The organism is Streptomyces sp. CB01881 (genome assembly GCF_002953255.1).
Classification (GTDB): Bacteria; Actinomycetota; Actinomycetes; order Streptomycetales; family Streptomycetaceae; genus Kitasatospora.
Genome location: NZ_CP026498.1, coordinates 298,976 through 316,749, shown reverse-complemented (window position 1 = coordinate 316,749; position 17,774 = coordinate 298,976). Strand labels below are relative to the sequence as shown.

19 protein-coding genes and 1 pseudogene are annotated in these 17,774 nt (G+C 71.6%); 10 read left to right on the top strand and 10 right to left on the bottom strand.

The features are described 5' to 3' along the window. Window positions 1-364 precede the first annotated feature (364 nt). Window positions 365-652 carry a hypothetical protein gene (locus C2142_RS01480; RefSeq protein ID WP_162002379.1) on the top strand — a complete coding sequence of 96 codons (288 nt, stop codon included), beginning with the start codon at window positions 365-367 and terminating at the stop codon, window positions 650-652. Then, on the top strand, window positions 649-822 hold the full coding sequence (locus C2142_RS01475) for a hypothetical protein (protein WP_153882743.1): 174 nt from the start codon (window positions 649-651) through the stop codon (window positions 820-822). The genes C2142_RS01480 and C2142_RS01475 overlap by 4 nt, the downstream gene beginning before the upstream one ends. Window positions 823-873: 51 nt before the next feature. Here the strand turns inward: C2142_RS01475 and C2142_RS01470 are convergent, their stop codons facing one another. Beyond that, on the bottom strand, window positions 874-2,304 hold the full coding sequence (locus C2142_RS01470) for an APC family permease (protein WP_277347212.1): 1,431 nt from the start codon (window positions 2,302-2,304) through the stop codon (window positions 874-876). Window positions 2,305-2,605: 301 nt separating this feature from the next. Between C2142_RS01470 and C2142_RS01465 the strand changes: the two genes are divergently transcribed. Further along, a complete protein-coding gene (locus tag C2142_RS01465; protein ID WP_148640689.1) occupies window positions 2,606-3,622 on the top strand; it encodes a chitinase in 1,017 nt (338 codons plus the stop codon). Window positions 3,623-3,762: 140 nt separating this feature from the next. Here C2142_RS01465 and C2142_RS01460 read toward each other — a convergent pair whose 3' ends face one another. Then, window positions 3,763-5,280 (bottom strand): MFS transporter, encoded by a 1,518-nt coding sequence (locus tag C2142_RS01460; protein WP_148640688.1) that lies wholly within the window; start codon window positions 5,278-5,280, stop codon window positions 3,763-3,765. A gap of 432 nt (window positions 5,281-5,712) precedes the next feature. Then, window positions 5,713-5,955: a histone-like nucleoid-structuring protein Lsr2 gene (locus tag C2142_RS01455; protein ID WP_148640687.1), complete on the bottom strand. Its 243-nt coding sequence runs from the start codon at window positions 5,953-5,955 to the stop codon at window positions 5,713-5,715. A gap of 92 nt (window positions 5,956-6,047) precedes the next feature. Between C2142_RS01455 and C2142_RS01450 the strand changes: the two genes are divergently transcribed. Beyond that, entirely contained in the window at window positions 6,048-6,251 is a 204-nt protein-coding gene (locus C2142_RS01450) for a hypothetical protein (RefSeq protein WP_148640686.1), read from the top strand. A 186-nt stretch (window positions 6,252-6,437) separates the two neighbouring features. On the opposite strand, the gene C2142_RS01445 is transcribed toward C2142_RS01450, so the two are convergent. The 4 genes from C2142_RS01445 to C2142_RS01430 form a co-directional block, all read right to left on the bottom strand. Beyond that, window positions 6,438-7,358: a helix-turn-helix domain-containing protein gene (locus C2142_RS01445; protein WP_162002378.1), complete on the bottom strand. Its 921-nt coding sequence runs from the start codon at window positions 7,356-7,358 to the stop codon at window positions 6,438-6,440. A gap of 470 nt (window positions 7,359-7,828) precedes the next feature. Beyond that, on the bottom strand, window positions 7,829-8,545 hold the full coding sequence (locus C2142_RS01440) for a transcriptional regulator (protein ID WP_206670880.1): 717 nt from the start codon (window positions 8,543-8,545) through the stop codon (window positions 7,829-7,831). Window positions 8,546-8,783: 238 nt separating this feature from the next. Next, on the bottom strand, window positions 8,784-9,479 hold the full coding sequence (locus C2142_RS01435; protein WP_148640684.1) for a TetR/AcrR family transcriptional regulator: 696 nt from the start codon (window positions 9,477-9,479) through the stop codon (window positions 8,784-8,786). A gap of 254 nt (window positions 9,480-9,733) precedes the next feature. Continuing rightward, window positions 9,734-10,687 carry a pirin family protein gene (locus tag C2142_RS01430; RefSeq protein WP_148640683.1) on the bottom strand — a complete coding sequence of 318 codons (954 nt, stop codon included), beginning with the start codon at window positions 10,685-10,687 and terminating at the stop codon, window positions 9,734-9,736. 166 nt (window positions 10,688-10,853) lie between these two features. On the opposite strand from C2142_RS01430, the gene C2142_RS01425 reads away from it, so the two are divergent. The 3 genes from C2142_RS01425 to C2142_RS01415 all read left to right on the top strand — a co-directional run bounded on the left by C2142_RS01425 (window position 10,854) and on the right by C2142_RS01415 (window position 12,840). Next, window positions 10,854-11,429: an NADPH-dependent FMN reductase gene (locus tag C2142_RS01425; RefSeq protein WP_148640682.1), complete on the top strand. Its 576-nt coding sequence runs from the start codon at window positions 10,854-10,856 to the stop codon at window positions 11,427-11,429. A 69-nt stretch (window positions 11,430-11,498) separates the two neighbouring features. Then, complete coding sequence (locus C2142_RS01420) at window positions 11,499-12,338, top strand: MBL fold metallo-hydrolase (protein WP_148640681.1); 840 nt, start codon at window positions 11,499-11,501, stop codon at window positions 12,336-12,338. Between the two features lie 61 nt (window positions 12,339-12,399). Continuing rightward, entirely contained in the window at window positions 12,400-12,840 is a 441-nt protein-coding gene (locus C2142_RS01415) for a nuclear transport factor 2 family protein (protein WP_148640680.1), read from the top strand. 21 nt (window positions 12,841-12,861) lie between these two features. Here C2142_RS01415 and C2142_RS01410 read toward each other — a convergent pair. The 3 genes and pseudogenes from C2142_RS01410 to C2142_RS01400 all read right to left on the bottom strand — a co-directional run. Next, window positions 12,862-12,993, bottom strand: a pseudogene (locus C2142_RS01410) (IS5/IS1182 family transposase); the annotation flags it as partial. Window positions 12,994-13,044: 51 nt separating this feature from the next. Continuing rightward, a complete protein-coding gene (locus C2142_RS01405) occupies window positions 13,045-13,794 on the bottom strand; it encodes a hypothetical protein (RefSeq protein WP_194235745.1) in 750 nt (249 codons plus the stop codon). A 376-nt stretch (window positions 13,795-14,170) separates the two neighbouring features. Continuing rightward, the gene (locus C2142_RS01400) at window positions 14,171-14,728 is read right to left on the bottom strand and encodes a DUF3291 domain-containing protein (RefSeq protein WP_148640679.1); all 558 of its coding nucleotides are present in this window, start codon (window positions 14,726-14,728) and stop codon (window positions 14,171-14,173) included. A 286-nt stretch (window positions 14,729-15,014) separates the two neighbouring features. On the opposite strand from C2142_RS01400, the gene C2142_RS41900 reads away from it, so the two are divergent. The 3 genes from C2142_RS41900 to C2142_RS39085 all read left to right on the top strand — a co-directional run bounded on the left by C2142_RS41900 (window position 15,015) and on the right by C2142_RS39085 (window position 17,738). After that, entirely contained in the window at window positions 15,015-15,737 is a 723-nt protein-coding gene (locus tag C2142_RS41900) for a hypothetical protein (protein WP_346766355.1), read from the top strand. A gap of 200 nt (window positions 15,738-15,937) precedes the next feature. Next, entirely contained in the window at window positions 15,938-17,050 is a 1,113-nt protein-coding gene (locus C2142_RS01390; protein WP_148640678.1) for a nucleotide disphospho-sugar-binding domain-containing protein, read from the top strand. Between the two features lie 499 nt (window positions 17,051-17,549). Then, entirely contained in the window at window positions 17,550-17,738 is a 189-nt protein-coding gene (locus tag C2142_RS39085; RefSeq protein ID WP_162002437.1) for a hypothetical protein, read from the top strand. Window positions 17,739-17,774 lie beyond the last annotated feature (36 nt).

Below are 17,774 nucleotides of genomic sequence, written 5' to 3'. Positions count from 1 at the left end.
TCTCTGGAGAGCCCGCTGCATTGAAAGGTGCACGGCGGGTTCGGGCCGGGGGCCACTGGAAAAGGACCCGCACGCGCGGAAACCTCGCCAGTGGCCTACCGGTACTGCTTCACGGGACGCCCATCGGCAATCGTGTGCAGTTGGTGCTTTCCGTCGACCATGTCCGTCTGCGGATGGAGGTGCACGACGCGCGGGCGGACCGGGGGCCGGTGCTTCGCGCCAGTGCCAACGACGACGAGCACGGGCGGGGTCTCCTCCTCGTCAAGTCCCTCTCACGCCGATGGGGTTGCTGCCCCCGCCGGGGCATCGGGAAGATCGTCTGGGCGGAGATCGGCCCCGATGCCGCTCCCGGGGAGCGTGCCGCATGAGGGAGGCTCGCCCCGTCATCGCCGAGATCACCGGCGGCATCATGCCGCCGACGACCTACCTCCTTCTCCCCGCCGCCCTGGACGCGCTCTGGTCCGCCCTCCAGTTCCGCCCGCTCCGCGGACCCCAGTGGCAGTGGTTCGAGCGCTACCTCACCGGTCCGGCCGCCGAGCGCGTCGTCGCTGAACGCCTCAACTACAACGGGCCCTTGTCGCTCCCGCTCGTCCTCCCCGAGGGCGTCCACCACCTGCGCATCCACTGGACCGCCCCGGGAGGTGCCGGGTGATCCACCGCATCTACCCCTGGTGGTACGTTCACTGCTCCCGTGCCCCCGCCGCGCGGCTCCTCCGGGCTGAACGCCGCCGCCTCGATGCCGAGTTGGCGGACGGCCTGCCCGAGTCGTTCGAGCGGATCAGGCGACGTGTCGAGAAGGGGCTCGCGAGCCGGCTCCCGTGAACGGGTGTGGCCTCGGAGCCGTTGCCCCGAGGCCGCACCCTTCAACGTCCGTCAGGCCGAGGCGAACTGCTCCCGTATCTCGCGCGGTCCGAACGGCCACGTCCGTTCCGTCCGTGCCCAGAGCAGGAACGCCCCGCCGCCGGCCGCCACCCATGCCAGTGACCACTCGATGGGGTGGAAGCCGGGCGCGTTGCGGTCCGCGTACCCGTAGATGACCAGCCAGCCGACGGCCGCCACGACGCCGGGGGCCGGGTAGAGCCACATCCGGTACGGTCGGGCCAATCCCGGTTGGCGGCGCCGGAGTACGCTCACCGCGACGATCTGGGCGAGCGCCTGGACGATCACCATCACCGTCGTGAGCAGGTTGATCAGCACCGTGAGCGGCGGGTGGGCCGCGTTGCTGCCGAGGTGGCGCCCGAGCAGGAAGCCGACCGCCGTGAGTACGCCCATCGCGGCGAGCCCGTACACCGGGAAGCCGTGCTTCGCGTGCAGCCTGCCGAAGGCGCGGAAGAACACCCCGTCCCGCGCCGCGTCGTACGGCACGCGGGATCCGCCGAGAAGTCCGGCCAGTACGGAGGCGAAGGCGGTGATCAGGATCAGTACCGTGACGACGTCGGCCGCCCCCTTGCCCCAGGTGCTCTCCAGGACCGCGGAGGCGACCGACTTGGAGGCCACCGAGTCCGGGTCGAGCATGGCGTGCCAGTCCATCGCGCCGAGGACGCCCACCTGGAGCAGCAGGTAGATCGCCATGATGCCGACGACGGAGAGCACGATCGCGCGCGGAAGTACCCGTCCTGGCTGTCGGACCTCGGCGCCCAGGTATGCGGCCGTGTTGTACCCGAGGTAGTCGTAGATGCCGATCGTCAGGCCGGCTGCGAAGCCGAGCCAGAACTGGCTGTGGGACAACTCGACCGCGTGCGCGGGCCAGTCGAAGGCGCGGCTTGGGCTGAAGTGGGTGTAGCAGGCGAGGATGACGGCCAGGACGGAGGCGATCATGACCACCCACATCACGGTGGTGAGCCTGGCGATGTTCTCCACCCGGCGCCAGAGCAGCAGGACCACCAGTGCCACGAACGCCAGCCCGACCAGGTCGCCCTGGCCGTCCGTCATCGACGGCCACAGGTAGCCGAGGTACTGGACGAAACCGACCACGCCGGTGGACATGATCAGTGGGATGAAGAGCATCGCCGTCCAGACGAAGAGGAACGGCATCAGCCGCCCGGTCCGGTACTGGAAGGCCTCGCGGAGGTAGACGTACGTGCCGCCGGCGCCGGGGAGCGAGGCGCCGAGTTCGGCCCAGACCAGGCCGTCGGCGAGGGCGAGGACGGCGCCGGCGATCCAGCCGATCACCGCCTGGGGGCCGCCGAACGCGGCGACCATGAGCGGGATGGTGACGAACGGGCCGATGCCGCACATCTGGCTCATGTTGATCGTGACGGCCTGGAAGAGGCCGATTCTTCGGGACAGACCTGGGGATGACACCGGGGCCTCCGGGGGCGGCGGGGGAGTGGGGCGCCTGGCTGGGGCGAGGGCGTTCAAGTTAGGGAGCTTTACTTGATCCGTCAAGACACTGAGCGGCATCGGGGGTTGGCTCTGGCGACCATTGGGAAACTTTCCTAACGAAAGTCATTGACCGCGTGGCTCCGGTGCCCCGATTCTGGTGGCGCCCACCATGGCTGCCACGGGCGCGTTCTCCCGCTCCTCCGCTCCTCCGTTCTCCCGCTCCTCTGCTCTCCCCCCGGCCCGTCGCCCCGCGCGGCGGCTTCGACGAAAGTGAGTTGGCATGCACAAGGCTATCGGGGTCCGTCTCACCGCCCCGCTGCTCGCCACCGCCCTCGGCTCGGCCGCCCTGCTGCTGGCCCCCGTGAACGCCGCCGCAGCCGCGCAGGCGGCCCCCACCGCCGCGGCCGCCGTGCCCGGGATGGCCGCCGCGCCGTACGAGTACCTCGGCTGGGGCAGTCCCCAGAAGCCCACCGACGTGATGAAGGCGACCGGGGTGAAGTGGTTCACCCTCGCGTTCATCCTCTCCGACGGTGGCTGCAACCCGAAGTGGGACGGCAGCCGGCCGCTGGCGGGCGGCTCCGACGAGGCCGCGATCAAGTCGATCCGGGCGGCCGGCGGCGACGTCATGGTCTCGGTCGGCGGGTGGAGCGGCAACAAGCTGGGCGAGAAGTGTTCCAGTGCGAGCGCGCTGGCCGGCGCCTACCAGAAGGTGATCGACGCCTACGGGCTGAAGGCCCTCGACGTCGACATCGAGAACACCGAGTTCTCCAACGCGACGGTCCGTCAGCGGGTGGTGGACGCCCTGAAGATCGTCAAGACGAAGAACCCCGGCATCGTCACCTACATCACCATGGGCACCACCCCGACCGGGCCGGACGCCACCGGCAAGGACCTGATCAAGCGGGGCGCGGCGGCGGGGCTGGCCAACGACGGCTGGGTGGTCATGCCCTTCGACTTCGGCGGCCACAGCGGCACCATGGGCCAGGCCACGGTCAGCGCGCTGGACGGACTGAAGGCCGCGGTCAAGAGCGCGTACGGCTACAGCGACGACGCCGCGTTCCGGCACATCGGCGTGTCGTCGATGAACGGGAAGACCGACGAGGCCGGCGAGACCGTCACCACCGCCGACTTCCGCACCATCCTCGCCTACGCGAAGCAGCACCACCTCGCCCGCTTCGCCTTCTGGTCGGTCAACCGCGACCGTGCCTGCGGCTCCGGCGCGGACGCCGACGCCTGCAGCGGCATCGCGCAGTCCCCGTACGAGTTCACCAAGATCGTCGTCCAGTACCAGGGCTGAGGAGCCGGGGCGGCTTCTCCGGATACCCGGCTGCCAGGCCCCGCCCCATCCCGCCCCGTCATGCCGCGTCGTGACCGGTCGTGTTCCGGGTCCGCGGAGGGAGCCCCTCCGCGGACCCGGGACGGTCGGCGCGCCCGGTGTCACACCTCCTGGCGGTCGATCTCGCTCTCCCGGACCAGCCAGAGCGCGAGCGCCGCGCCCACCAGGCTGACCAGCCCGCCGAGCAGCAGCACCGTGTTGAGGCCGTCGAGGAACCCCGCGCGGGCGGCGTCCCGGACGGCCTGTCGGGCGGGCTCGGGCACGGCGTCCAGCGCCTGCGGCAGGCTGCCGGAGGAGGCGGCCTCGATCAGCTCGCGCGGGCGGGCGCCCTCCGCGGTCGGCGTTCCGGCGGTCAGCTCACGGACCTTGTCGGCGCCCCGGCCGACGAAGACCGCCCCCCAGACGGCGATGCCCACCGCGATGCCGACCTGCCGGAAGGTGTCGTTGATCCCGGCCGCCATGCCGCTCTTCTCCTTCGGCACCACGCTCACCGCCACGTCCGCGATCACCGGGTTGATCAGGCCGACGCCCGCGCCGCCGACCAGGAAGCCGGCCAGCAGCCCCGTCCACTCGTCGTCGGCCTGGACGTCGCCCATCAGCAGCAGGCCGGCGCCGACCGCGACCAGCCCGACGAAGAGCATCAGCCGCGCCGGCACCCGCGAGAGCAGCAGGCCGGCCACGGGGGCCACGACGAAGCTGAGCATCGTGATCGGCAGGTAGCGCACGCCCGCCGCGAACGGCGAGAGCCCGAGGTAGTTCTGCAGGTAGAGCGTCAGGTAGAGGAACAGCGCGAAGAGCGAGCTGGACACCGCGAACGCGGCCAGTTGCACCCCGGTGAACGCGTGCCGCCGGAACAGCCCGAGCGGCAGCATCGGCTCGCGGACGCGGAGTTCGATTACCACGAACGCGGTGAGCAGCACGGCCGAGCCGGCGAACAGCGAGACGATCAGCGTGCTGCCCCAGCCCTCCGCGTTGCCGCGTACCAGTGCCAGGACGAGCAGGAAGAGGGCGGTGCTGAAGGTCGCGACGCCCGCCCAGTCGACCCGGGTGGCGTTCGGGTCGCGGCTCTCGGCCAGCTTGAGGTAGGTGACCACCAGGGCGGCCGCCCCGATCGGCACGTTCAGGTAGAAGATCGACTCCCAGCCGAGCGTGTCGGTGAGCGCCCCGCCGACCAGCGGGCCGACCGCGACCGCCACGCCGATGGTCGCCCCGTACAGGCCCATGGCGGTGCCGCGCTCGCGGCCGGGCGGGAACTCCTGGGCGACCAGGGCGAGCGAGACGGCGAACATCACCGCTCCGCCGACACCCTGGACGGCCCGGGAGACGTTGAGGAAGGCCGGGTTCGGCGCCAGTGCGCAGAGCAGCGAGGCACCGGAGAAGATCACCAGGCCGGCGGCGAAGGCCCGGCGGCGGCCGAGCCGGTCGGCGAGCGAACCGGCGGTCAGCACCAGCGCGGCGAGGGAGAGCGCGTAGGCGTCGAACACCCACTGGAGATCGGTGAAGCTGGCGCCGAGGTCCTTGCGGATCGACGGCAGGGCGACGTTGACCACCGTGATGTCGAGCAGGAGCATGAACGTCGCGACAGAAACGGCGACGAGGGTCCACCACTTGCGTTGCACGGCAGCCGGTCTCCTGGGCCTGTCGACCGGGGCTCGGTCGGGAGGGCACCGACGCTATGCAACGCGGTGGTGCAAACCGGGGGAAACGCGGCCGATCGGGGGTGTTTAGGCCCTGTCCGGCGGAGTCCGGCCCGGAACGCCGCCGTGGCCCACCCGAGTTGGCCGGCGACTCCGGGGCGAGGGGTTGCTGCGAGGATTCGCGAGGGAGCTGAGAGGGAGCTGAGAGGGAGCTACGAGGAGCGCCTCCTGGTCGACGGCCAACTGCCGCCGCGCGGGCAGGTCTGCGCGCCGGACCACCAGCCCTTCGAGTCGCACGGGGCGCAGCGGACACGTAGGCGTCGGCCCGGAAGGCGGTGAGGGCGCGGGGCGGCCATCGCCGTCCGGCACCCCGCTGGTGCGGTGTGAGGCGTTGCGGTGTCAGGCGTTGCGGTGTCAGGGGTTGCGTGGGGCCGGACCGTACGTCGCCTGCGCCTGCTCGTAGGCGTCCCTGATGTGGGACGGGATGCGGCCGCGATCGTTGACCGCGATGCCGTGCGCGCGGGCCCAGTCGTGCAGCGTCTCGCCCTCGGGACCCGCGGTGCCCGGCCCAGGACCGTCCGCCGTCGCGCCGCTGCCCGGCCCGCCCAGTGCGCTCGGTGCGCCGGGTACGCCCGGGGCGCCGCTTCCGTCGTTCATGATCGGGAGCCTACCCCGCCGCCACGTCCACCTGCCGGGGAACGCGGCACCGGAGGACGACCGACGGGTTCGACGACGGGTGCGGGAGTTCAGTGACGTGCACCGGCTTCGACGGCAACCCGATCGCCCCCACCGGCAGCAACGACAACACCGTCCGGATCTGGGACCTCCGTTCCCGCACCGTGACTGCGTCCCTGGCACTCAGCAGTCCACGCACCGCCGTCTTCACCCCGGCCGGCGACCTCATGGTGGGTTTCCACCGCGACATTGCCCTGTTCCGCCGCAAGGCTCCCTAGAGCATGGCGACAGCACGAGATCCCGTTCGCGGCATGGTGACCCTTCGGTCAGAGTTGTGGCCGGTGTGCGCCCGCCCCCGTACGCGACACGAGGCCCGGGGCGGCCCCCCCGACGCCGCCCCGTTCGGTCCAGCCTGCCGTACGGAACGCGGGCGGGGATTGTAGGAATGCGCAGTACCGGTTGGGTCAGTCGGAGGGCGCCCGTTCCACGGCCTCGATCGCGGTGGTCACCCGCCCGGCCAGGCGGTCCGTTGGCTCGGGCACCTGGGCGGCCCGGCGGGAGGCGAAGAACCGGCTCGGTGAGCAGCCCACCACGGCACGGAAGGAGCGAGTGAGGTGGGCCTGGTCGTAGAAGCCGCAGTGGGTGGCGATCCTGGCGCCGCCCCACCCGGGCCGCCGCTCGAAGGACAGCAGCGCGTGCTGGAGCCGGAGGATGTCGGCCGCCTGCTTCGGTGCGAGGCCGAGGTGTTCACGGAAGCGCTGCTCCAGCCGGCGACGGCTCCAGCCGGTGCCGTCCACCAGCGCCCGTACCGACGTCCGGCCGTGCGAGGCGCGCAACTGCTCCCAGGCCCAGGCCGCGGACGGGTCCCACGCACGGTCGGCGGCGAACCGCGCGTCGAAGTGGGCGTCGAGCAGCGCGAATCGCGCCCTCCAGCTCGGCGCGTCGTGCAGCCTTTCGGTGAACTCCCGGCCACTGCGGCCGGGGAAGACGGCGGTGGCCTCGGTCCACCGGCCGTCCAGGTCTCCGAGCGCCGGGCCGAGGATCCGGTACGCACCCTGTGGGGTGAGCGAGACCGTCAGGCCGTGCAGCCGACCACTGTGCTCGGCGATCGTGGCGGTCCGCCGCATCCCGGCGACGACCGAACCGAACGAAGCGGTGTCCGCCGTGGCGACCGCGTCGGTGAGCCGGAGCGACCCCTCGAACCCGATCGTCAACGTCACCACGTCGGTGGGTACCTCCAGCCGGCGCCGGGCCCGGTCCGACGCCAACCGGTACCCCCGGTACCCGAGGACGTGTTCCCGCAGGCGCGACCGGGGCGCGCCGTACGCCATCTCACACTCGTCGTCGACCAGGACCCTGGGCCCGCCCGAGCGTTCCACTGTCACTTCCCCTCCACGGTGTTTTGACGTGTCCACGATGTCATGTGTTCGCGAGGGCGGGGCGGTGCGGTCCAGTGGGAGGAGGCGGGAGTGGGTGGCGGGCGGCGGGCGGCACGGCCCGGCGCGCCGTCCCCACGAACCACCGCAGCGGCCCATCCGACGGTGAGGAGGTGTGACCGGTCGCCGACTCCGACCACGGGCCGACGGGCGGTCCGCATGAACCGTGAAGGGGCTGCGGATCGCCCTCGGCTCCGAGCGGTCGCCGCCGGGCACAGGCACGTGTTGGGTGGCGGCACGTGCTGGGCAACGGCGCGTTCCCGGCGACGGCGCTCACCGCCGGTCGGTCCCGGGCCTGACGGACGTGGTCCCGGGCCGGCCCGTCGGCGGTGCCGGGCGCGGGGTCGAGTCGGTGGTTGCGCCGGCGGTTGCGCCCGACTGTGTGTGCCGCCTGCCGTCGGCCGACTGTCGTCGGCCGTTCAGCCGGTGGGGAGTGCGGCGAGCGTCTCCCAGAACAGCCGTTCGTAGGCCTGGAGAAGGGTGCCGTACTCGCGCGCGGCGGCGAGCTCGGCGGAGCCCAGAGCGGCCGGGGCGAGGGCGGCGGCGGCCTGCTGTTCCAGGGCGGTGGCGGGCTGGGCGAAGAAGTCGAAGAAGGCGCAGGCCGCGTCGTCGAACCCGTGGTGGCGGCGCAGCCCTTCGGCGATGGCGGCGCAGTAGCCGCCCCAGGCTGCGAAGTTGGCGACCAGTGCGGCCGCCACGGCGGCCGGCAGGCCGTTGAGCGCGAGCCAGGCCAGGTAGGCGGGGTAGGCCTGGCAGCCGGGCAGGGGCGGGTGGCGGGGGAGGGGTGGCTGGTCGGACGGGGATTGGTGGTCGGGCAGGGGCGGGTGGTCGGCGGTCCGGTCCAGGATGGTTCCGCAGGCGGCGGCGAGTGCGGGCAGCGTGCGCAGGGCGGCGCTCTCGCCCTCGGCGAGCGTGGCGAACCAGGAGCCGAGGGGTCGGTTGGCGCAGCGGGTGGCGAGCAGGAGCAGGCTGCGGCGGTCGGAGGTGATGATCCGCTGTTGCCGGGCGGCCAGTTCGGCGAGCGCACCGAGCGGTGCGCGGCCGGCCGCGACGGCCGCGACCAGCGCGGGAGTCGCGTCTCCCGGCTCCAACTCTGCTCTCAGGTCCCGCAGTTGTGCATCGATTTGCTGGTTCACGCTGCTGGCTCCTCCGCCTGGGACCGGCCCTCGGTGCCATTCCTATCGCAGGGAGCCCCCGCCGGTCCCTGGACGCGCCGCGGTGGAGTGCGGCGGTGCATTCGGGGTGGGCGGCGGATCCGGCCGGCGGCGGAGCCGGTGCCTGCGCCGTCGCGGCCGGAAGGCGTCGGCAGCCGTCCCGCGGGTGTCGGCGGGTGTCGGCGTGCGTCGGCGGGCGTCGGCGGCCGTCCCGCGGGTGTCAGCGTGCGTAGCGGGCGAGCAGGAGGTCGACGCCCGAGGTGATCAGGCGGGCGAGTTCGGCGTCGTTGAACGTGGTGTCGGGGGCGAAGGTGGCCGTCAGCTGGGGGACGCCGATGGTGGTGGCCACGAGTTGCTGGACGGCGAGTGCGGGTTCGGGGGCGTCCAGTACGCCGAGCTGGTCCAGCTCGGTGAAGGCCTCGGTCAGCGGGCCGTTGATCATGTCGTAGCTGACCCGGTACCAGAGCTGGCCCAGCTGCGGGAAGCGCTCCGTCTCGCCGATGACCAGCCGGCGCAGCGACATGATGTCCGGGCGCAGGAGGATGCGGGCCCACGCGGTGGTGACGTCGACCAGTGCCGTCCGCAGGTTGGTGGCCTCGACGATGGTGGCGGTACAGGATTCGAGCCCGGCGTACGTCTGGGGCAGGATGCCGCCGATGACGGCCAGGAAGAGGCGTTCCTTGCTGCCGAAGTGCTTGTAGATGGTCGCCTTGGAGACTCCGGACCGGCTGGTGATCGCGTCCATGGAGGCGGCCGAGTAGCCCTCGGCGAGGAATTCGGTGAGCGCCGAGTCGATGATGGCCCGGCGCTTCCGCTGGGCCGAGTCGGTGGGGTCGGGGATGATCGGGATGCCGTACTCGTCCGTCGCGTCAGCCGTGCCTGCTGTGCCTGCCGTGCCTGCCGTGTCGACGCCCATGGCGGTGTCCTCTTGCGTTCTGGTCCAGGGGGAGACCTGGTTCCGGGGGAGGGCCCGGCCTCGGGGGTGGGCCCGGTCCGGGGACCGGCTCCGGGTGCCGGCTCCGGGGGTGGGGAAGGGGGTGGGTCCCGGGACGGGGGTTTCTCGGGGGTTTCTCAGTATATGAACTGAACGGTTTGGTTCGCAAAGGTGGCAAATCCGGACGTGTCAGTGGAACGGGTCGGGTCGGGTTGGGTCGCGCCGGCAGGAGGGGCTCACAGGGGGAGCCGCCCCATCAGGCCGCGGCTGAAGTCCTGCTGGGCCTGGTACAGCTCGGCGGCGGTGTTCATCACGAAGGGCCCGCTGCGGGCGACGGGTTCGCCGATCGGCTCGCCGGCCAGGACCAGGACCTCGGCCGCCCCGCCCCGGGCCTCGACCGTGAACCGCTCGCCGTCCTGCGCGAGCACCGCGAGGTGGCCGTCGGGGAGCTGCGCGTCGGGCGTGGCGGCCTCGCCGGACATCACGTACAGCATGGCGTTGTGCCCGGCCGGCGCGGTGAAGTCGGCCCGGGCGCCGGCTGCGAGGCGGGCGTGCACCACCAGGACCGGCGTGTGGGTCGCGAACGGGCCGGTGGCGCCGTGGGTGCTGCCGGCGATGACCGTGAGCTCGGCGCCGTCCTCCGTGGTGACGACGGGGAGGTCGCCGGCCTCGGCGTTCTGGCTGCGCGGCGGGACGGTCTTGAGCCGGGCCGGCAGGTTGACCCAGATCTGGAGCATGTGCTGGAGGCCGCCCTCGGCGAGGAACTCCTCGGTGGGCAGGGCCTCGTGGACGATTCCGGAACCCGCAGTGAGCCACTGCACGCCACCGCCCCGGACGACGGCGTGGTGGCCGCGGGAGTCGGCGTTCGCGATGTCGCCGGCGATGACGTACTGGATCGTCTCGAAGCCACGGTGCGGGTGCGGGGGAGCGCCCTTCGCCTCGCCCGGCGCGAGCTTGACCGGGCCGACCTGGTCGACCATCAGGAAGGGGTCGAGGAACGGCAGCTCGGCGGTGGGGAAGGGCCGGCGGACGGGGAAGCCGGCGCCCTCGTAGGTGTGGACGGGGCGGACGACGCGGACGGTGGACCGCGTGGCGGTGGTGGCCTGGCCGGTCGGGGCGGCGGCCGGGTGCGTGGCGGCCGGGGTGGTGGTGGCGGCGATGGCGGTCGTGGTCGCGCTCGGAGTGGTCATGATTCGAATGAACTACACGATTCAGTTCATTGTCAAGACTAAACCGTTTGGTTGACAGAATGAACTGAGCGGTTTAGTTTTCTCGATGTCGAAGCCGCCCGGTTCACCGGACGGTCCGACAACTCCCTTGCTGAATACCGCATCACGCTTCTGAAGGAGTCCCGCCATGGCCACCGCCAAGATCCTCGCCATCTCCGGTTCGCTGCGCTCCGACTCGCACAACACCCGGCTGCTGCACGCCGCCCGGAAGTTCAACCCCGGCGGCCAGGAGATCGAGATCTACGACGGCCTGCGCGACATCCCCGCGTACGACCAGGACCTCGACACCCCCGAGAAGCGGCCGGCCATCGTCAACGACCTGCGCCGCCGCGTCCAGGCCGCCGACGGCCTGCTGATCGCCACGCCGGAGTTCAACTACTCCATCCCCGGCGTCCTCAAGAACGCCCTCGACTGGCTGAGCACCGACTGGACCAAGACCGAGGGCCTGCCACTGCACCGCAAGCCCACCGCGATCCTCGGCGCCGCCCCGACCAACTTCGGCAGCGTCCGCGCCCAGCTGGCGCTGCGCCAGGTCTTCGTCTGGACCGACAGCGACGTCGTGGTCAAGCCCGAGGTCATCGTCTTCCGCTCGCACGAGCGCTTCGACGGGGAGGGCAACCTCACGGACGAGATCACCATCGGACTGCTCCAGGACCTCCTGAAGGCGCTTCAGACCAAGATCGACGCCGCCGCCGCGCGCTGACCCCGGCCCCCGCCCCGCCCTGCCGGTCCCGCCCTGCTGCCCAGCCCCCTCGTCGAAGGAGCGCCCGCCATGGCCACCACGGTCACCGCGATCACGGTCACGGACAAGCCGGCCGCCGCCACCCCGGTCACGGGCACCCCGGTCCCGGAAGCGCCGGTCACCGTCACCTACCTCGGCACCGCCACCGTCCTGCTGCGGATCGGCGACCTGACGATCCTCACCGACCCGGCCCTCGACCAGGAACCCGGCGAGTATCCCGCCGCCCGCCCGCTGCGCCGCACCGCCGGTGCGGCGCTCGGCCCCGGGCAGCTGCCGCCCGTCGACCTGGTCCTGCTCTCCCACGACCAGCACGCCGACAACCTCGACCGCGCAGGCCGGGAGGCGGCCGCGCGGGCGGGCGCGGTGCTCACCACCCCGGAGGCCGCCGCCCGGCTGGGCGGCAGGGCGACCGGCCTCGCCCCCTGGGAGAGCGTCAGGACGACCGCCGGCGCGACCACCGTGACGGTGACCGCGACCCCGGCTCGGCACGGCCCGGCCGGCACCGAGCCGGTCACCGGCCCGGTCACCGGGTTCGTGGTGGAGTACGAGGGCGGCACGCTCTACTTCTCGGGCGACACCACCCGTCATGCCGCGCTGGACGAGATCGCCGAACGCTTCGCCGTCGACACGGCCTTCCTGCACCTCGGCGACGCGCACTTCCCGAGCACCGGGGAGCTCGCCTTCTCGCTGAGCGCGGCCGAGGGCGCCGAACTGGCCCGCACGCTCGGCGCCCGCCAGGTGGTCCCGTTGCACTTCGAGTCCTGGGAGCACTTCGTCGAGGACCCGGCCCGCATCACCGAGGCCTTCGCCGCCCCCGACCTGGCCGGCCGCCTCCGCCGGCTGCCGCCGGGCACGCCCGAAACCCTCTGACCGCCCCGCACGCCCGAAACCCTCTGACCGCCCCGCACGCCCTCCCACCACGGAGTTCCCCATGTCATCCGCACGCCCCCCGCTCCCGCCGTTCACCGCGGAGACCGCCGCCGCCAAGGTCCAGGCGGCCGAGGACGCCTGGAACACCCGCGACCCGCAGCGCGTGGCCCTCGCCTACACACCCGACTCGGTCTGGCGGAACCGCGACCGGTTCGTCAACGGGCGCGAGGAGATCACCGCGTTCCTCACCGACAAGTGGGCCAGGGAGCACGAGTACGCGCTGCGCAAGCAGCTCTGGTCCTTCACCGGCGACCGCATCGCCGTCCGCTTCCAGTACGAGTGGCACGACGACGAGGGCCAGTGGTGGCGCAGCCACGGCAACGAGCTGTGGGAGTTCGCCCCCGACGGCCTGATGCGGCGTCGCGAGGCGAGCATCAACGACGTCCCCATCACCGAGGCCGAGCGCACCATCCACGGGCCGCGCGGGGACGACGAGCGCTGACTCCCCGGCGCCCACCCTTCATGGCCGGCCTCTGCGCACCGCGTCGGCACCGTCACGGCGGAGCATCGTGATCAGCCTGAGGACGTCGCGCGGGCCCAGCCCGGTGAACAGGGTTGTCCAGGACGGTTCCGACGCCGTGATCACACCAGCCACGGCGAGATCATCCCAGCCGTGATCACTGCTCCGGGAGCCGGCTCGCGGTCCTCAAGACGCCGACGCCGGCAGAGGCCTGCTTCCCAGGGCGTCGGCGAGGGCATCGTTCTGGGATCGAGTGAGGTCGAGTGCCCACAACGCCGCCGATTCATCCGAGGCCGGCTCAGTGTGCCGGCGGCCGCCACCACTCAAAGGGGAGTCGGCATCAGCACGGCGGCCGGCTGCAGGCCGTCTGTTCCGAAGGAGATGGTCAGCCGTGTCCTGGGCAGAGTCCTCGGGTGCTCCGATGGCCGTGAGAGCGGCGTTCACCCGTGCCGGCGCTTCCGGCGGCAACTCGTCGTCGGCGAGCAGCGGCACCAGAAGCAGGAGTCGGGCCGCGGTGTCGTGCACGCCGGGTGCGGTGACGTCCGGCGTCTCGGCGATGTGCACGATGTCGCGCCAGGACAGGCCCGGGCCGTACCAGTCGCCGTCAAAGCTGGACAGGTCCTCTGCCCGCGGCCAATCCGGTTGGGTCAGCACGTAGTCGATCCCGAAGTCACCGATGAGGTTCCGGTAGACGACGACGGCGCTGTGACCGCCTTGGAACGGGATTCGAAACGCCGGCCAGGCCTGGTCGCCCAGGAGGACCTCGGACAGGGCGTCCGTGTCGGCGCCGTCGTCACCGAACCACTCGGGTGCCGGCGGGCTCTCGCCCGAGGTGAACCGGCACACGGCCAGCAGGTGATTGGACCAGAACCCGGCGCGTCCAAGCAGCCACTCACCCGCGACCAGCGGCCCGTAGTCGTATCCCTTGATCAGCACGGACCAGAGTGTCCCAGGCCCCACCGACACTTCTCCGCCGCCGGGCCGTCGAGTGGAACCAGTGGTACGGGGAAGGCGCTGCCGGCATCGGGCGGCACCCCGGCCACGGAGGCGTCGACGCCCGGTACGACGAGCTGACGGCACTGCTCACCCCGCACCGGCAAGCACCCGCCAACGCAAGGTTGCTGGTTGCCGAGTGGCGCTACGACGGCGGGGACCGTTACCGAGCCGATGGCGCGGACTCCTGGGTTCGATGGCGCGAGCGGCGACAGGACCACCCTTACCGGTCGGCTCCGTAAATCCCTCGGGGGTTGACTGTGGAGCCTGTGTCGAGTGTGGTGCGGGGTCAGATGCCGGGGTCGGTGAGGCTTCCTTGTCAGCGGACCTGGTCGCTCTTCGGCCCGATGCCTTTGATCCTGGTCGGAGTTCCGTCCGGGGCGAACGAGTGGTGGAAGGTGAAGGCGTGCGGCGCGGAGCCGTGGTCGTGGAGGTGCTCCAGCCTGGAAACCCCGTCCTGCCAGGTGGGTATCACGCCGTCGGAGACCCACCAGAACACGTGACTCGGGCGTCCTGTCCTCTCGAACCAGTCGTAGCGCCTGTTCAGCGCCTCACGGTGCAGACCGGTGTAGATGGCGTCGAAGGCGGGGCGCAGGTCGGTCCAGAGTGAGAGGGTCGCGGCCAGGGCGGTGGTTTCCACCGTACGGCCCTTGCCGTACCAGGTCGGTACGGCGAACTCTCCCCAGGCACCCCAGTCCAAGTCGAAGTGCGTGCCCCGGTCGCGGTCTGTCGCTTCAGCATGAGCGAGGTATCCGGGGTGCCGGCTGATCTTCCGGTAGATGGCCTCGCTGCTGTCGTGGAGCTCGCGCGTGAGAGGTGCGGGATCGGCGAGAGGTGACTTCAGGACGCCGAATGTGTACAGAGCAAGATGAGGCATACGTCTCTCCCTGGTTGGGGGTGCCCGGTGTGGACCCGGTTCGATGGCTTACGCATGGGGCGAGGATTCGTGGGGCGTGACCGACTCATCCCGTCGCGGGCGGTTCGGCCTGAAGGAACTCCTGCGCGACCGTGGGCGATCGCCGAAGACCAGGTGAAGGTAGCTGCTTCTGCGGGCCATGTCGAAGTTGCGTTTTCCTTGTCCAAGTGGCCTCTTGTACCCGGTCATTGCTGGGGCTGGGGCTGGGGCTGGGGCGGTGGCGGGCGGGGCAGGCTGCGGGGTACCAGTGATCCACTTCGGCCGATCGGTCGACAACGGCTCCTCCCATCGCGGTCAGAAGGCGGCCGACCGGCTCACCGCGGCGTTCCCGAACACGGTCATGGTCCACACCCCCGTGCACGCCTCCTGGCTCAACCAAGTCGAGACCTACTTCTCTGCCATCCGGCGCAAGGCCCTCTCGCCCAACGACTTCACCGACCTCACCGAGGCCAGGGACCGGCTCCGAGCCTTCGGAGGCCGCTACAACGCCACGGCACAGCCCCGTGCGAGGGCGGCCTCGCGCTGTTCGGCGCGCTCGCCTCGACGGAGAAGACGTTGCACGCCAACGTGGGCAAGCGCCTTGAACATCCCGGGTTCGAGGCCGGCAGCGCGGTTCGGTACCTCGCCCGGCATCCTGGCCGGACGGCCGACTCACCGGCCGGGGGCGAGCGGCGGCGCCGATGCAGCCCTTGTCTGCGAGGGTGGACAGGCCGTCGGCCGCCGCCTTGTCCAGGGAGGGAAGGGCGTGGACGCGAGTGGCGGTGATGTCCGGGGTGGGCCGGATTCGACCTCGGAGGCCCTGCAGCGGCGTGTCGTCCGGCTCGGACGGGAACTGGATGGTGCCGCCGAACGCCTTGTGTTTCTGGCTGAACCGCAGATTGTCGTCGTTCTCTCGGGCACCTGCGAGACGGTCCGACTCCGTCAGCGTGCCGTCGCCGTCGAGGATCACGTGCATGCACTCTCGCGCTGACGTCAGATCAGGATCAGCCCAGAGCCGGGGTGTTGGCCCCTCACCTGCCACTATGGCGCGGGCCGTAGAACGTTATATCCGATGGAACAGGATTCGACGTGATGAAAAGTGTCGTTCTTGTGCTTTCAGCCCAGGAATGAATTCTCCAGGTGGCTGATACGTTTTCACACCAACGAACTCCAGTACGAGGGAGCACCGCTGTGCGCGTCCTTTTCGCCGCCCCTGCCTCGGTCGGCCACATATTCCCGCTGGTACCGGCGGCGCAGGCCCTGCGGGCGGCCGGCCACGACGTCCTGTTCGCGGGGCAGACCCCGATCGAGCAGCTCCGGAGCACCGGGCTGCCCGCCGTCGACGTGGGCGACGGGACGGACGTCCGCGAGGCGTTCGCCCGGGTCCTCCCGGACGTCCATTTCGCGGATGACGAGCGGCCGGACGACGAGACGATGGCGCTGGCCGCGCGGGGGTTCGCCGAGCACGGCCGGGTGACCATCGACGGACTGCTGGCGGTGGTGGCCCGCTGGCGGCCGGACGTCCTGGTGCACGCCCCGTTCCAGCCGGCCGCGCCGCTGGTGGCCGCCAAGCTCGGCATACCCGCGGTGGTGCACAACTTCGGTGTGTCGACCGGCGGGATGGCCGGCCTCCTGGCCGGGCTGTTCGCGGACGAGTACCGGGCGCACGGCCTGGAGGGTCCCGCCGAGTCCACCGTCCTGGACGTCGTTCCGGCCTCGCTCGGCGGGGACGGCGGCGGCTGGCGCGTCCGGTACGTGCCGTTCAACGGCGGCGGGACGGTCCCGGCGGACCTGGTCGGGCGCGGCGCGCGGCGGCGGATCGCGGTGACGCTGGGCACCGTGGTCACGCAGTGGGAGGGGATCGCGCCCGTCAAGCGACTGCTGGAGCAGGCGGGCGGCCTCGACGCGGAGATCCTGCTCGCGGTCGGCGACACGGACCTGGCGCCGCTGGGCGAGCTGCCGGCCAACGTCCAGCCGCTGCCGTGGGTGCCCCTCGCCCAACTGCTGGACGCCTGCGACGCGGTGGTGCACCACGGTGGCTCCGGCACCATGATGACCGCCGCCGCACTGGGCGTCCCGCAGCTGATCCTTCCTCAGGGCGCGGACCACTTCATCAACGTCGCCGCCGCCGAGGCGTACGGCTTCGCACTGCGGTCGACGGCGGACGCCGTGGACGCGGTCCTGCTCGACCGGCTGCTCACCGACGAGGCGCTGCGGAAGTCGGCGGGCGCCATGCGGGCGGAGAACACGGCCATGCCGTCCCCGGCCGAGCTCGTCGCGAACTTCGAGTCGCTGCTCGCCTGATCCTGCCGGGCTGTACGGGCTCGCGTGGTGCGTCCTCGGCACGTGACGAGTGTTCAGCCGCGTGAGGTGCCACAGGCCGTCCGCGGGGAGCCGGCGCCGGGCGGGCGGGAGAACCCGGCCCGGGGCGAGAGCGTCGCGCTCAACGCCCCGGCCGGGTTCACGGCCGGGGCGGCCTGGAGCGGGACGCCCTGCTCGAACGGGAACCGGCGCCCGAACCCGAGGAGGAGTCGGCGGCCGTGCTCGGCGGCACTGGCCTGACGGAGGGGACGGTCGTCGCCGGGTGCGGGTACGGGTAAGCGTGCGGATACGGTCGGCTGCTCCGCGCATACGAGCTGATATTCCTGGTGGGCTCGGTGGATCTGTTGCAGGGACTGATCCCCTGCCCCGGGAAAGGGTCTACCTGAGATCGCCTTTGAGATCTGCCGTAGCCTACTGTCAGTAGAGCGTGAGGGAGGGGAAGTGGGCTACGGGCGTGGGCCTTGCTCTCGGCGGGGGCTTCGTGAGTAGGCGTCGCTACGTGGCCAGAGGCGTGCCTGGTGGGTACCGCATCTGGGACAACCGAGGGCGCCGGTGGTGGGGCGACCTTTACGAGTTCTGCCCCGACGACCTGACCGCTGAACTGAACGGCGGGGCTGACCCGGAGAGGCTCACCACTCTCCTCAAGCGGTACAGAGCCCAGAAACGGTAGTACGGACGTCATGGCAAGAGGCGAAGGGGTCGCGGG